This window comes from Stenotrophomonas sp. TWI587 (assembly GCF_039674145.1).
In the GTDB taxonomy this organism is placed as follows: Bacteria; Pseudomonadota; Gammaproteobacteria; order Xanthomonadales; family Xanthomonadaceae; genus Stenotrophomonas; species Stenotrophomonas maltophilia_AY.
This window is the reverse complement of sequence record NZ_JBDJMW010000004.1, coordinates 196,888-211,304: the sequence shown is the minus strand read 5'-3', so window position 1 is coordinate 211,304 and position 14,417 is coordinate 196,888. Positions and strand designations below refer to the sequence as shown.

The 14,417-nt window shown below is 62.2% G+C and carries 11 protein-coding genes and 1 pseudogene; all 12 read left to right on the top strand.

Annotated elements, in window-relative coordinates; genetic code table 11:
• Nucleotides 1-28 precede the first annotated feature (28 nt).
• The 12 genes and pseudogenes from ABE464_RS08560 (at nt 29) to ABE464_RS08505 (ending at nt 14,394) form a co-directional block, all read left to right on the top strand.
• A complete protein-coding gene (locus ABE464_RS08560; protein WP_346471590.1) occupies nt 29-2,404 on the top strand; it encodes a VENN motif pre-toxin domain-containing protein in 2,376 nt (791 codons plus the stop codon).
• Nucleotides 2,401-2,940: an immunity 42 family protein gene (locus tag ABE464_RS08555; RefSeq protein WP_346471589.1), complete on the top strand. Its 540-nt coding sequence runs from the start codon at nt 2,401-2,403 to the stop codon at nt 2,938-2,940. Before ABE464_RS08560 ends, ABE464_RS08555 begins: the two co-directional genes overlap by 4 nt.
• 198 nt (nt 2,941-3,138) lie before the next feature.
• Nucleotides 3,139-3,651, top strand: a complete 513-nt coding sequence (locus ABE464_RS08550; RefSeq protein WP_346471588.1) for a hypothetical protein — start codon at nt 3,139-3,141, stop codon at nt 3,649-3,651.
• A 94-nt stretch (nt 3,652-3,745) separates the two neighbouring features.
• Nucleotides 3,746-6,397 carry a hemagglutinin repeat-containing protein gene (locus tag ABE464_RS08545; protein WP_346471587.1) on the top strand — a complete coding sequence of 884 codons (2,652 nt, stop codon included), beginning with the start codon at nt 3,746-3,748 and terminating at the stop codon, nt 6,395-6,397.
• A 1-nt stretch (nt 6,398) separates the two neighbouring features.
• Complete coding sequence (locus tag ABE464_RS08540) at nt 6,399-6,923, top strand: contact-dependent growth inhibition system immunity protein (protein ID WP_346471586.1); 525 nt, start codon at nt 6,399-6,401, stop codon at nt 6,921-6,923.
• Nucleotides 6,924-7,029: 106 nt separating this feature from the next.
• A complete protein-coding gene (locus tag ABE464_RS08535; RefSeq protein WP_346471585.1) occupies nt 7,030-7,920 on the top strand; it encodes a hemagglutinin repeat-containing protein in 891 nt (296 codons plus the stop codon).
• Nucleotides 7,921-7,940: 20 nt separating this feature from the next.
• A pseudogene (locus ABE464_RS08530) lies at nt 7,941-8,411 on the top strand (PoNe immunity protein domain-containing protein); the annotation flags it as partial.
• 801 nt (nt 8,412-9,212) lie between these two features.
• Nucleotides 9,213-9,968, top strand: a complete 756-nt coding sequence (locus ABE464_RS08525) for an N-acetylmuramoyl-L-alanine amidase (protein WP_346471584.1) — start codon at nt 9,213-9,215, stop codon at nt 9,966-9,968.
• 41 nt (nt 9,969-10,009) lie between these two features.
• Nucleotides 10,010-11,140: an MltA domain-containing protein gene (locus ABE464_RS08520; protein ID WP_346471721.1), complete on the top strand. Its 1,131-nt coding sequence runs from the start codon at nt 10,010-10,012 to the stop codon at nt 11,138-11,140.
• Nucleotides 11,141-11,231: 91 nt separating this feature from the next.
• The gene (locus ABE464_RS08515; RefSeq protein ID WP_346471583.1) at nt 11,232-12,290 is read left to right on the top strand and encodes an ATP-binding protein; all 1,059 of its coding nucleotides are present in this window, start codon (nt 11,232-11,234) and stop codon (nt 12,288-12,290) included.
• Nucleotides 12,283-13,734: a nitrogen regulation protein NR(I) gene (gene ntrC / locus ABE464_RS08510; RefSeq protein ID WP_346471582.1), complete on the top strand. Its 1,452-nt coding sequence runs from the start codon at nt 12,283-12,285 to the stop codon at nt 13,732-13,734. The genes ABE464_RS08515 and ntrC overlap by 8 nt, the downstream gene beginning before the upstream one ends.
• Nucleotides 13,735-13,827: 93 nt before the next feature.
• The gene (locus tag ABE464_RS08505) at nt 13,828-14,394 is read left to right on the top strand and encodes a superoxide dismutase family protein (RefSeq protein WP_346471581.1); all 567 of its coding nucleotides are present in this window, start codon (nt 13,828-13,830) and stop codon (nt 14,392-14,394) included.
• Nucleotides 14,395-14,417: the final 23 nt, after the last annotated feature.

The window sequence follows — 14,417 nt, the reverse complement described above, 5'->3', positions numbered from 1 at the left end:
GTCTTAAGAGGCAAGTTCACCGCGTGATTTGAACTCGGCGATCTCTGCGTCCAGCTATGGGAACACCACGCTCACCGGTCAGAACATCTCGCTCAAGGCCGAGGGTGACACCACCCTGCGCGGTGCCACCGCGACGGCCGACCGCATCGATGTAAAGACCGGCGGCACGCTGACCGTCGAGTCGCTGCAGGACATGGCGGAAAGCATGTCCAAGAACAGCCAGGTGGGCGGCCGGGTGCAGGTGTCGCTCGGCACCGCGTGGAGCGCTGATGGCTACGCCAGTGGGGGCAAATCCAACGGCAGCTATCAGGGCGTGGGCCAGCAGTCCGGCCTGTTTGCCGGTGATGGCGGCTACCACGTCGATGCCGGCCACGTGAACCTGGTCGGTGGTGCGATCGCCAGCACCAACGCCACCAACAGCGAACTCACTGCGCAGACGCTGACCTTCAGCGACCTGCAGAACCAGATGCAGCACAGCACCAGCTCGGGCGGCATCAGCGGTGGCTACGGCGGCGCGATGGAGGGCAACACGCCGGTGTTTGCCGGTGCCACGCCGAACTTCGGTGGTGGTGTGCCGATGAACGAGAAGGGCGGCGACAGCAGCACCACCTACGCCACGCTGACCGAAGGCAACATCGTTATCGGCGGCAAGAAGGTGACTGCCGCCGAGCTGGGCGTGAACACCGATGCCGCCACGGCGCACCGCGCGATTGAGGCGATGCCCAATGCCGAGCTGCAGCTGGCCAATCAGCAGGCGATGGCCAATGCGATGGGCACGGTGGTGGCCACCAGCAAGCAGATTGCCAACGATGTGCAGGCCTATAAGGCCAACAAGGCAGTTGAAGCCTACTTTGCCGACCTGACGCCACAGGAAAAGGCAAATTTCAATGCCATGGATGCAGCGGCGCGTGATGCGTTGCTCACCCGAGACAGCCAGGCCTACCGGGACTCGAAGCAGTGGGGCATCGGTGGTGACAACAGCCGCGCGCTTGAGGCGGTTACCACGTTGCTGGTCGGTGCCACCTCCGGGCAAGGCGGCGGCCAAATGGTGACCAACGCACTGGCTCCATATGCGGCGAACCTGATCGGTGACACGTTCGATACGAACCATGGCAGTGATCCGAACGCCGCGTTGCAGTTGCTGTCACATGCGCTGCTGGGTGCGCTGTTGGCCGAGGTCAATGGCGGTAACGCTGCGGGTGGTGCGGCAGCAGCGGCTGGTGGCGAACTGGCGGCGAAGTTCCTCACCGATCACCTGTACGGCGGCGAGATCTCCAAACTGAATGATGAGGAGAGGCAGAACATCTTGGCGCTGTCGCAGGCGGTGGGGGCGTTAGCCGGAGGATTGGCTGGCGACGGCATCAGCAGCGCTGCATTGGGTGCCACCCTTGCTAAAAATTCGGTCGAAAACAACTGGTTGAGTAAGCCGGAGATAGCTCTGATGGAACACGAGCGAGCCGCATGCGATGCCGCCGGAGGAAATGTACAGGCGTGCAAGGACGGCGTGACGAGTGCATATGACGAGTTGAACGCGGAACGAGATCGTGAACTGCTCGCCTATGGGAAAGAAGTAGAGCTGAGCATGCGACAGTATCCCTCAGTGTCTGAGCAGGATTACAAGGACGAGTGGTCAGCTCGCATGGATATCTACTGGCAGCAGTACCCAGGGATCCCAGTAAACGACCGGGTGCAGAGCAGGACTCCTGGCGCTGACTTCGCTTACGGATGGAGACAGCTCACGAACGACATGCTGGTTTCGGGTGCGTTGAATCTGTCAGGAATCGTAAGTAAGGGTTTCGATGGCTGGCTCATGGATAAGACCGTGCGCGATGCAGAGGCCATGCGGTCCGGCATCATTGCGCAGTGGAACCTCCTGACTGGGATCGTTACTTCCCCCTATCCAGGGATTGAGATCCAAGGTGCGTTTGACCACGCATCCGTCATGACCGCTAAAGAGGAATCGGCGGCGTATCTTGCGTTGCTGAAGCGCGCCGCGGATAAGGGTGTTGGTGCAGTCGGCACTGGTTGGGGAATTAAGGGTGGCAACGCCAAGGCTCCCACGCCAGGAAGGGGCACTTCTATGCCTGTTCCTGAGCCGACAACTGCATCCAATGGCCTCATTTATCAATCAAATGGCAAGCATAGCCCTGGCGAGCGTGGCTACAACTACAATGCAGGGACGGAACCCGGAAACTCCATGGATTTGTTCGGCTCCTCGGTGGAAAACGGACGAAAAAGATATGCACTTGATTCAAATGGTGAAGTACATCAGTTTACCAACGCAAATGACGGTACGTGGCATTGGGCGGGAAGCACGAGTGATAAATCAGCTCCTCTGAAGAAGAATGATATTCCGTCAGAAGTGAAGCGTGCATTTGGAATTAAAGGGAAAGGCTGGAAATGACAGTTTTTGGTGATCCGAATAGGTTTGCGATTATTGTAGAGGCGCTCCCGCAGTGGACATCGGAAGGTGGATATTCGAACGGAATATTTCATTTTGTTGTTGATCAGAAGATATTCCCCCCGACCGTGCGGGTGGCTACTTTAAGTGCAGATATTTGTTGCTTGGGGGAGGGGAACGCTCTTCATGATCTGCCAGAGAATCAGTTGATATCAGGAATGCCAGCACCACAAGCATTTTATGAAATTTTGAGAATCATGCGCCCAGGGTATGTGATGGATGAAGACGACGTTCCTGACGATTTTATAAGTGACTACACTTATCAGGCGTCAACTTACAATCTAGAGGAAGGAGGATGCTATGCATTCGCCGTAGCCGACGGGCCGCGAGTCCGCATTCTCGCTGCTGACGTACACCGGTCAGAGGGTTTTATGCTTGAAAATTCCGGCTCTTGGCCAGATGTCTCCGAAGTATGGATTGAGCGCTGGGAACTGGCTTCGATTATTGAGGCTGTCAGGCAAGAGTTCTGCAACGTATGAGCTTGAATATCCCTGTTATACTAAGGTGATTGCGGCGATGGCAGGGCGTTATCATGAAGTAGCTGAAGGGGAAGGGAAAAGTAGCAGGTGACAATTCTTTTATAAAACTGGCGTGCCTACTTTCGCGGTGAGATCTTCCTCGATAAATCTCATTTGCTGGGATTACTGAAAAGTCACAATGGCATCGAGTAGTTGTCGGTGATATTTAGCTATCTTCCGCATTCCGGCGCGCTCTTGGAGATCGCAAGAACGGTACTATCCAATGGGAATCTCTCCACTAACCTGCTTCCTAAAGTGGCGGAAGACAAGCAGTCTTTGCTAAAAATAGGGCGGCGCTGGTTGAGCGAAATAGAGCCTTCCTCAGTTATATTTGGTGATGAGGAGATTGCAGAGGTTTGCAGTCACGCATCCATTGAATTAGTTGGCGACGAAGTTCTGAAGGTTGCCCTGTGGAAAGATAATCCGAATGTCTGGTTCTTCGATCTTATCTATGATTCCGTATTGGAGAATCTAGTTTCAGATTCGGAAATTGTCTATGCGTTGTTTGAGAAATTCTATGGTCTTTCGGCGGATTACTGCATTGCGTGGTATATGGCTAGTCCGCTAATTAACCTTGATATTGATCGACCCGGGTACTTTGAGCTTTGGAGTAATGGTGGGCGCTGCGTTCTGGTCGAAGGTGCCCTGTGTATTAATCAGCTTTCTCGTTGATGCCGAGATAGCTTTATCGTTGGTTAGGTTCCGTCGCCGTTGTCTGTCGCCGTCTGGATATGAATGGTGGCTTATTCCGACGACTCACTGTTCAATGCCGAAGCCGTATCGGCTTCAAGACCGCCAACAGCAGTGCGCCGACCGCAGCAGCGTGGTCTCACAGGACTTTACCCCTCAGGCAGGTGGGAACCTCAACCTGACCAGCACCAGCGGTGACATCCACGTGGTGCAGGGCATGGATGTGGCGCCAGGCGCAAAGAACGGCGCATACGTGTATGCCGAAGCCAGCGTGGGCAGCAGCAAGTCCAACGCGGATAGCACCACCTGGCAGAACACCACGCTCACCGGCCAGAACATCTCGCTCAAGGCCGAGGGTGACACCACCCTGCGCGGTGCCACCGCGACGGCCGACCGCATCGATGTAAAGACCGGCGGCACGCTGACCGTCGAGTCGCTGCAGGACATGGCGGAAAGCATGTCCAAGAACAGCCAGGTGGGCGGCCGGGTGCAGGTGTCGCTGGGCACCGCCTGGAGCGCCGACGGCTACGCCAGCGCGGGCAAGTCCAACGGCAGCTATCAGGGCGTGGGCCAGCAGTCGGGCCTGTTTGCCGGTGATGGCGGCTACCACGTCGATGCCGGCCACGTGAACCTGGTCGGCGGTGCGATTGCCAGCACCAACGCCACCGACAGCGAACTGACCGCGCAGACGCTGACCTTCAGCGATCTGCAGAACCAGATGCAGCACAGCACCAGCTCGGGCGGCATCAGCGGTGGCTACGGCGGCGCGATGGAGGGCAACACGCCGGTGTTTACCGGCGCCACGCCGAACTTCGGTGGCGGCGTGCCGATGAACGAAAAGGGCGGCGACAGCAGCACCACTTACGCCACGCTGACCGAAGGCAACATCGTTATCGGCGGCAAGAAGGTGACTGCCGCCGAGCTGGGCGTGAACACCGATGCCGCCACGGCGCACCGTGCGATTGAGGCGATGCCCAATGCCGAGCTGCAGCTGGCCAATCAGCAGGCGATGGCGAATGCGATGGGCACGGTGGTGGCCACCAGCAAGCAGATTGCTGGGGATATCGGCAACCAGGCCATGCGGGATCTGGAGAATTCCTATCTCTCTACCTTGTCTGATGAGGAGAAGGATCGCTTCAAGAGCCAGAGCGCGGAAGGCAAGTCCAATGAGCTCGCAGCCAAGTTCCCGTACAGCTACAGCGACGCCTTGGCACAGCAGCAGAAATGGGGCATTGGCAGCCAGAATGGCCGCGCGCTGGAAGCGGTGACCACGCTGCTGGTGGGCGTCGTATCGGGCCAGGGCGGCGGGCAGGTTGCCGCCAACGCATTGGCACCGTATGCAGCTCAGCTGATCGGCGACAAGTTCGATACGAACCACGGCAGTGATCCGAACGCCGCGTTGCAGCTGCTGTCACATGCGCTGTTGGGTGCGCTGTTGGCTGAGGCCAACGGTGGTAATGCAGCCAACGGTGCGGGCGCAGCGGCCGGCGGTGAACTGGCGGCGAAGCTGCTGACCGAGGCGCTGTATCCCGGGTATACCGGCGAGCTCAATGATCAGCAGAAGCAGACGATTCTGGCGTTGTCGCAGGCGGTGGGGGCGGTGGCGGGTGGGATTGGCAACGGCGTTGCGGAGGCGGCGCTTGGCACCGGTATTGCGGGCAACTCGGTTGAGCACAACTGGCTAAGCCAAGGTGAGTGGGAGCAGTACGAGAAGGCGAAGAATGGCTGCAAGAGCGAGGATGCGGCCAGCTGCGCCACGGTCAAACGATTCGAAGAAGTGTCCGAACAACGCGACGCGCATCGTGCCGCCTACATCAGTGCTGCCCGCGACGCGCTAATCACCAACGGCTACGACGTCAACGAAGAGACCATGAAGGCGGTGGACGTCCGCTACTGGCAAACCCAAGGCATGCAGTACAGGGATGCCCGCTTCCTTGGCGTGAACCTGCTGCCCACCATAAAGGGCGCTTACCAGAGACTGACCGAGTACTACGAAGGAGTTGCGGAAAAAGACAGCAATTCAAGCAATCGCTTCATGGCAGGTATCACATCCGGAATCCTTCAAGGCATAGGTCAGACCTGGGGTTCTTGGACCGGGACAAACCCGGGGAATGGATTGGAGGTCGTTGGCGTGGAAGCCATGGACGGCCGCTTCCTGACCGTCGTTGACATCGCGACAGCTGTGCTGGCGGGTGGCACCGGTGGCGGGCGCACTATTGGTAAGCCTTTACTGACCGAAACCGCCGAAGCGTTGGCAGGGCAGGCTGGACGGGCCGGCGGGCGAGTTGGCGTTGAGAACGTCGATCTCGTCGCCACAGGGATACAATGGGGCAAGGGCATCGAGGGGCAGGGCATGCCTTGGGAAAACTATCTGGCAAAGTTGATGCCGGAAGAAGCCAGGTTACCGCCCAACTTCAAGACGTTCGACTTCTTCGATGACGCGACTGGCTTGGCAATCAGCGCGAAAACTTTGGATACAACCACACTTTCCCGGCTGACCAATCCGCGGCAGATCTTTACGACCCTGAGGGGAAATATTGATGATGCAGCCGCTTTTACGGGACACCGGCTCAGCAATGTCCGCCTGTCCGCATCGCAGATAACGCAGCGTGAGGTCCATGTGGCAATTCCAAAGAACACCGGGTCGGCTCAGTGGGACGAGGTTATGAAGGCGGTGGAATACGGCAAGCTTAAGGGAATTACAGTCAAGGTCACCACGGTTGAGTGATATGAATGATGTTGAAAAGAGACCGTCTGCGGTCATTTTGAGTGGGAAAGATTTCATTCTTGTGCATACCCTTTCGGGCTACCGAAGTATGCGATGGGACCCGTTGGGGGAAAAAATCTTCCTACATGGCGGGGCCGAAGATCATCTAATTGGTGAGGCCCTTCTTAGAGCGCTTGATGCAAGTCGCTTTGTTCTCGCCGCGCCTCGTCATGATGTCTGGATCCATCCGGACGTGACCTTTGACAAGGACCTGTACGATCTGAAATTGAACGGACAGTATTACGAGGCATGTATTGACGACGTTGTGCGTCAATTGGGGTACAAGAACAAGCGTGCGCTGTTCAAGTCGATATCCAGCTGCCATGCCGAGCGCATTCGCGAGCAGATAGTCGTATCGCCTTCTGTCCAAGAAAAGCTCGATGCATGGGCAGCACTACCGGAAGATCAGAACGTCGTTTTGAGCGCCACAAGCACTCCTTCAGAAATTGGCGTCGGCGTTCGCCTTGCTATTTCACGCTGTAGTTGAATAGCGGGCAAATCTGGCAGCCATCGGGGGTGCGGCCACTGCTGGTAGGACCGGGCTGATGTGGGTCACATGGCCCCTTGGGGGCCGCGCCCGTCCAATTTGAGTGTTGCAAAGGAATCGCCACAGACAAACACGCTCGTTCTCCGGCTTCTATGTCTACGCCGAAGCCAGCGTGGGCAGCAGCAAGTCCAACGCGAACAGCACCACCTGGCAGAACACCACGCTCACCGGCCAGAACATCTCGCTCAAGGCCGAGGGTGACACCGCCCTGCGCGGTGCCACTGCGACGGCCGACCGCATGGATGTAAAGACCGGCGGCACGCTCACCATCGAGTCGCTGCAGGACATGGCCGAAAGCATGTCCAAGAACAGCCAGGTGGGCGGCCGGGTGCAGGTGTCGCTGGGCACCGCCTGGAGCGCCGACGGCTATGCCAGCGCAGGCAAATCCAACGGCAGCTATCAGGGCGTGGGCCAGCAGTCGGGCCTGTTTGCCGGTGATGGCGGCTACCACGTCGATGCCGGCCACGTGAACCTTGTCGGCGGTGCGATTGCCAGCACCAACGCCACCAACAGCGAACTGACCGCGCAGATGCTGACCTTCAGCGACCTGCAGAACCAGATGCAGCACAGCACCAGCTCGGGCGGCATCAGCGGTGGCTACGGCGGCGCGATGGAGGGCAACACGCCGGTGTTTGCCGGTGCCACGCCGAACTTCGGCGGTGGCGTGCCGATGAACGAGAAGGGCGGCGACAGCAGCACCACCTACGCCACGCTGACGGAAGGCAACATCGTTATCGGCGGCAAGAAGGTGACTGCCGCCGAGCTGGGCGTGAACACCGATGCCGCCACGGCGCACCGTGCGATTGAGGCGATGCCCAATGCCGAGCTGCAGCTGGCCAATCAGCAGGCGATGGCCAATGCGATGGGCACGGTGGTGGCCACCAGCAAGCAGATTGCCAATGATGTGCAGGCCTATAAAGCCAACAAGGCCGTTTAAACGATGGTGAGGACGCGGTACTCGATGCGGTGATTGCATATCGCAGCCCAAGGCGTGTTATCGAATCTCATGTTTGTTTCCCTAGGGCATACAGGAAGCTTCACCAAGTATTATTGGCTGAGCCATGTGACAGGCCCGCACTGCTGCTCAGCTATTTGGATGGCTGGTTCGAAGGACTGGAGGGCGCTGGATCTGCAGATCTGGATCGAGCGTTCAGGACTCCATACTGGTGGAAGTTGTGCGCAGATGAAGCGCATGGAATGAAAGGTGGCTACTTCGGCTGTTGGTCTGTCGAGGCTGCCGTGGTGGCGAAGGTGCTGGCGATTGATGACGATACTTGCCTGAGGCATGTGAACTATCCGGGTGACCTGCTTGCTGACGGACGCAGCCATCGATACGTAGACATTGCGTCGCCATTTGAACAGGCGGTCGAAGTTGATGATGTCGCGCAGAGAAAGAGCTGGCTTTCCAGGATTCTAAAAAGAAGGTGAGGCAATCGAAGAGCGCCGAGTAAGGTGCAAGAAAGGCAGACGGACGAGGATCGATGACAAATTGCACCTTTGAGTGCTGCAATGAGTCGGAACTGCCCGCGGACCTAGAGCATCGCGTTGCCGGAATGGGCGAGGATGCCCTTCCGCCGGTGACACCTCAGATTGATTGGTCGAAGCTCAATTTCCCGAGCGACTGGGCGAGCAGGTAAATACTGGGCTTTCGGCTCGATGAGGATGTCGTAAATGGTGCAACGTTCTTACATTTTTTCCTGGGTAGTGTGCTTGACCAGCTGGGCGGCAGTGCTGACCAACTACGTAATGAGCTACAGCTTCCTGGGCTGCGATGGCAGAGGTTCGCTCTCGCTCGCGCTATGTCATTTTGTGCGACCTTGCATGGATGCTTTTCTAGTCATTGCGTTTGTATCGCTCCCTGTACTGACTCTCGCCCTGATTGTGCGTGTCGCTATGTCCGGTCGGTTCCGTCGGTGGGAGACGCTTCTTGCCACGGGATCGCTGCTCCTGTTTGCGGCAAGTGCAACATTCTTTCCATCTTCATAGGTGAGCAGCCGCCCAACGGTCTCTGCTCACCAGCAATTTCCCGGTCGTGCCGCTTAGGAAGGCACGCTCAACCTCGTATCGCTACAAGGGCGACGAGAGAGGGCAATGGACCGCTCCGAAGGCATCGAACGTTGGCGAAGTGCGGGCTGTGAGTAGCCGGCGTCCCTAACACATCTCATCCATTCCATTGCGATGTAAGGGTACTGATCAAAGCCTTTCCCTCTCGCCGGGTAGAATGCCCCCATGACCCGCTATCGCCTGTTGCTGCCCGCCCTGCTGGCGCTCTCCTTGGCCGCCTGCAGTACCACCCCGCTCGAGCAGCGCAGCCCCCTCGCCACCTGGGTGCCGTCGCCGAACCACAACGCGCGCGCGCCGGTGGTGATCGTGCTGCACCACACCGATCAGCACTCAGTGCAGGAGAGCCTGGATACGCTGCGCAGCGCCAACAGCGGCGGCAAGGTCAGCTCGCACTACCTGGTCGGCGCCGATGGCCACATCTACCAGCTGGTGGGCGATGACCGCCGCGCCTGGCATGCCGGTCCCGGGCGCTGGGGCACCATCACCGATCTCAACTCGGCCTCGATCGGCATCGAGATCGACAACGACGGCGACACGCCGTTCGCACCGGCGCAGATCGCGGCCCTGATCCGCCTGCTGGAGGACCTGTGCACGCGCCTGCGCATTCCACCCAGCCAGATCATCGCGCATGCCGATCTGGCGCCGTCCCGCAAGCAGGATCCCAGCCGTTTCTTCCCGTGGCAGCAGTTGGCCGACGCCGGTTTCGGCGTGTGGCCGCGCGCGGCGGACGGTCCGGCACCGGTGGGCTTCGATCCCTGGATGGCCCTGCAGGCCTTTGGTTACCCGATGGACGACCGGACGGCCGCTGTCGGCGCCTTCCACCGCCGCTTCCGCGGCCGTGACGATCTCCCCGCAGAGCTCGATGCCGAAGATGCCCGCATCCTCCACTCGCTGCTGCTGCAACAGGAACGCCGCCCATGAAGTTCACGCCCGTCCTCCCCGCACTCAAGCACGCCGCGCTGATGGGCGTGGGGTTGGCGCTGTTGAGCGCGTGCGCGGTCGCGCCGCAGCGCTCGGCATCGCCAGCATCAACACCCACCAGCACCTATGCGAAGGCGAATTGGAGCGCATTGCCCGCCGTCGCAGACACCGATCTGCAGGCCGGCTTCGCGGCCTGGCGCAGTGCCTGCCCGCGCCTGAAGACGGAGGCCAACTGGGCATCCACCTGCGCAGCGGCGGCCAACGTTGCCACCACGCCTGCCGCCATCCGCCAGTTCCTGCAGGCGAATCTCGACGTCTATGCGCTGCGCGCCGCCAACAGCCGGGCCGACGGCCTGATCACCGGTTACTACGAGCCGATATATGCCGGCAGCCTTGCCCGCACCGCCAAGGCATCGGTGCCGGTGTACGGCGTGCCCGACGACATGGTCAGCGTCCAGCTCGACAGCCTCTACCCCGAGCTCAAGGGCAAGCGCCTGCGCGGCCGTGTCGAAGGCCGCGTGCTCAAGCCGTATGACGATGCTGCGCGGATCGCCGCGAACGGCATCAAAGCACCGGTATTGGCCTGGCTGACCCACCCGATGGACCTGCAGTTCCTGCAGATCCAGGGATCGGGCCGCGTCCAGCTGGCCGATGGCCGCCAGCTGCGCATCGCCTACGCCGACCAGAACGGCCATCCCTATCGCCCGATCGGCCGCTGGCTGGTGGAGCAGGGCGAGCTGAAGCAGGCCGACGTGAGCATGGCCGCCATCCGTGCTTGGGCCGATGCCCACCCGACCCGCGTGCCCGAGCTGCTGGCCAGCAATCCAAGCTATGTGTTCTTTACTCGCGGTCCGGACAGCGATGAAGGCCCGCGCGGCTCGTTGAACGTCCCGCTGACCGCCGGCTACAGCGTCGCGGTGGACCGCAACGTCGTGCCACTGGGCAGCCTGCTGTGGCTGTCCACCACGCGCCCGGACGGCACCGCGCTGGTGCGCCCGGTCGCCGCGCAGGATACCGGCGGTGCCATCACCGGCGAAGTGCGCGCGGACCTGTTCTGGGGCACCGGCGATGCGGCTGGCGAGCTGGCCGGGCACATGAAGCAGAAGGGCACGATCTGGATGCTGTGGCCGAAGGGTGTGGCGTTGCCGAAGGCGCCGGCCCCCGCCAACTGACGGCGGGTACGCTCTCCCCGAGCGTTTCCCAGCTGTCGGCTGCGCGCAGCGCAAGATCAACACGCCTGCCGTTTTGCACTACATTGGTGCAATGACGACCACGCTCCTGCCCCCCGCCCTCGACGCCCTCGGCACCCCGGTCGCCTGGGCCGACGCCAGCGGCCGTGTGGTGGGCTGCAACCCCGCCTTCGCCCGTTGGCTGGGCGTGAGCGTGCGCCGCCTGCTGGGCCAGCCGCTGGCCTCGCTGGAGGCACAGGGCGACGCCTTGGCCCACTTCCTGGCCCGCGATGAGCGCGACACCCTGCGTCTGCACCGGCTGGCCTTGGCGCTACCGGGCGATGCCCCGCGTTTTGCCGAGGGTTGGCTGAGCCGCTGGGACGAGGGCGGCTGGCTGCTGGAGGCGCATCCGGTCGATGAATTCCCGGGGCTGGACCCCACCCAGGCGCTGCCCAGCGCGCTCAGTGCCGCGCTCAAGGGCTTGGCGCATGAGCTGCGCAACCCGCTGGCCGGGTTGAAGGGCGCGGCCCAGCTGCTGGCACGCCGCAACGCGCAACGCGATCCGGACGAGCGGGAACTGATCGAGCTGATCGGCTCGGAAATCGAACGCCTCAACGGTCTGCTCGAGCAGCTGCTGTCGCCCGCACCGGCCGCGCCGCATGCGTCGCTCAACATTCACGCCTCGCTGGAGCGTGTCCTGCGCCTGGCCGAGAGCGAGGGCGGCTGGGCGGTCCGGATCCAGCGCGATTACGACCCCAGCATTCCCGAGTTCGATGGCGATGCGGACCGCCTCACTCAAGCCGTGTGGAACCTGGTCCGCAATGCGATCCAGGCTGGTGCGGGCACCGTGACCCTGCGCACGCGCGTGGAGCACGGCGTACGCATCACCGATCAACTGCATCCGCTGGCGCTGCGGCTGGAAATCGCCGATGACGGCCGCGGCGTGCCCGAAGACCTGGCCGAGCATCTGTTCCTGCCGCTGGTCAGTGGGCGTGCCGAGGGCACCGGGCTGGGCCTGGCGCTGGCCCAGCAGGTCGCGCGCGAGCACCGCGGCACCCTGACCTACCGCTCGCGCCCGGGCCATACCGTATTCACCGTGCAGCTGCCGATCGGGCAGGGCACCCCCGCCGAGGACACTGCCGCCCATGGCTGACCAGGTCGACACCACCGCCCAGCGCATCTGGGTGGTCGACGATGACCGCGCGGTGCGCTTCGTGCTGTGCACCGCTCTGCGCGAGGCTGGCTACCGTGTCGAAGGCTTCGACGGTGCGGCTGCCGCCTTGGCGATGCTAGCCGAACAGCCGCCGCCGGATCTGCTGTTCACCGATGTCCGCATGCCAGGCGACGATGGGCTGGTACTGCTGGACAAGCTCAAGGCAGCGCATCCGCAGCTGCCGGTGATCGTGATGTCGGCCTATACCGATGTGGCAAGCACGGCCGGCGCCTTCCGCGGCGGTGCGCAGGAGTTCCTGTCCAAGCCGTTCGATCTGGATGATGCGGTCGCACTGGCGCAGCGCGTCCTGCCAGCCCCGGATGTCACCTTGGCCGAGCCGAGCGAGACCGCCAGCACGACCCCGCCCGATCAGCGCCCGCAGCTGGTCGGCGATACCCCGGCGATGCGCGCGCTGTTCCGCGCGATCGGGCGCTTGGCGCAGGCGCCGCTGTCGGTGCTGATCAACGGCGAAACCGGCACCGGCAAGGAGCTGGTCGCGCATGCGCTGCACCATGAATCGCCGCGCGTGCAGGGGCCGTTCGTCGCGCTCAATACCGCGGCCATTCCGTCCGAACTGCTCGAGAGCGAGTTGTTCGGCCATGAGGCGGGCGCGTTCACCGGTGCACAGCGTCGCCATATCGGCCGCTTCGAACAGGCCAACGGCGGCACCTTGTTCCTGGATGAAATCGGCGACATGCCGTTACCGCTGCAGACGCGCCTGCTGCGCGTGCTGGCCGAGGGCGAATTCTTCCGCGTGGGCGGGCGTGAGCTGATCCGCGTGGATGTGCGCGTGATCGCTGCGACCCATCAGGATCTGGAAACGCTGGTCGCGCAGGGGCGCTTCCGCGCCGATCTGCTGCACCGGCTGGATGTGGTGCGGCTGCGCCTGCCGCCGCTGCGTGAGCGTCGTGACGATGTCGCGCAGCTGGCCGAAACCTTCCTGGCCGCGGCCGCGCACAAACTCGATACACCGCCCAAGCGGCTGACCGCAGCAGCACTGCAGGCGCTGCGCGAACATGATTGGCCCGGCAACGTGCGTGAACTGGAGAACGTGTGCTGGCGGATGGCCGCGCTGGCCGCGGCCGACAGCATCGGCGTGGCTGACGTGGACAGCGCGCTGCATCGCGGTGCGGGTGCGCCACGCTCGCGCAGTGCCGGCGATCCGGGGCAGTGGGAAACGCTGCTCTCGGCGTGGGCGCGCCAGCGTCTGGCCGAAGGCGCCGAAGGCCTGCACGCGCAGGTGCGCGATCGGGTCGATCAGGCGCTGCTCGAAGCGGCCCTGCAGATCACCCACGGCCGCCGTGCCGAAGCCGCCGCGCGGCTGGGCATGGGCCGCAACACCCTCACCCGCAAGCTCGGCGCCGGTCGCCGTCGCGGCGGATGAACCGCATGTCCACACCGCGTGTGCGCCGCGTCCCGGCCGCTTTCATGGCCTGTGGACGAGCACACGGTTAGTTTGCAACCAAGGAGTCTTCCCATGCGCAGTTCCCATGTCGTCCTCGCTGTGGCCATCGCGGTCGGTCTGGCCGCCTGCGGCAGCACGCCGCCGCCGCGCCCCGTCGCCCCGGTCGTACCGGTGGTCAGTACCGCGCAGATGGCCGAGGCCAACCTGTCGCCGGCCTCGGCCAGTCTGGTCAGCGGGCGTCTGGCGCTGGTGCCGGATGCGCGTGGCGTGCACATCACCGGTGTCATCGGTGGCCTGCAGCCGCTGCAGGTAGCCGGGTTCCACGTGCATGAGCGCGGCGACTGCAGTGCGGTCGATGCCAGCAGTGCCGGTGCGCATTTCAATCCTGCCGGCCAACCGCACGGCCGCAACAGTGCCGGTGCGCACCATGCCGGTGACATGGACAACCTGCGTGCCGATGCGCAGGGCCGCGTCAACGTCGACATCCGCCTGCCAGCGGTTACCCTTGGCGGCGGCGCAGCCACCGATATCGCCGGACGTGCACTGATCGTGCATGCCAATGCCGACGATTACCGCAGCCAGCCGGCCGGCAACGCCGGCGCCCGAATTGCCTGCGGCGTCATCCGGGTCGTGCGCTGATCGCGCCCTCCTTCGACGTCGTT

What these genes read in the sequence shown, in the direction of transcription:
- ABE464_RS08525 (WP_346471584.1), top strand. Translation starts at nt 9,213, where the DNA reads ATGACCCGCTATCGCCTGTTGCTGCCCGCCCTGCTGGCGCTCTCCTTG.
- ntrC (WP_346471582.1), top strand. Translation starts at nt 12,283, where the DNA reads ATGGCTGACCAGGTCGACACCACCGCCCAGCGCATCTGGGTGGTCGAC.
- ABE464_RS08555 (WP_346471589.1), top strand. Translation starts at nt 2,401, where the DNA reads ATGACAGTTTTTGGTGATCCGAATAGGTTTGCGATTATTGTAGAGGCG.
- ABE464_RS08540 (WP_346471586.1), top strand. Translation starts at nt 6,399, where the DNA reads ATGAATGATGTTGAAAAGAGACCGTCTGCGGTCATTTTGAGTGGGAAA.
- ABE464_RS08545 (WP_346471587.1), top strand. Translation starts at nt 3,746, where the DNA reads ATGCCGAAGCCGTATCGGCTTCAAGACCGCCAACAGCAGTGCGCCGAC.
- ABE464_RS08520 (WP_346471721.1), top strand. Translation starts at nt 10,010, where the DNA reads ATGGGCGTGGGGTTGGCGCTGTTGAGCGCGTGCGCGGTCGCGCCGCAG.
- ABE464_RS08515 (WP_346471583.1), top strand. Translation starts at nt 11,232, where the DNA reads ATGACGACCACGCTCCTGCCCCCCGCCCTCGACGCCCTCGGCACCCCG.
- ABE464_RS08505 (WP_346471581.1), top strand. Translation starts at nt 13,828, where the DNA reads ATGCGCAGTTCCCATGTCGTCCTCGCTGTGGCCATCGCGGTCGGTCTG.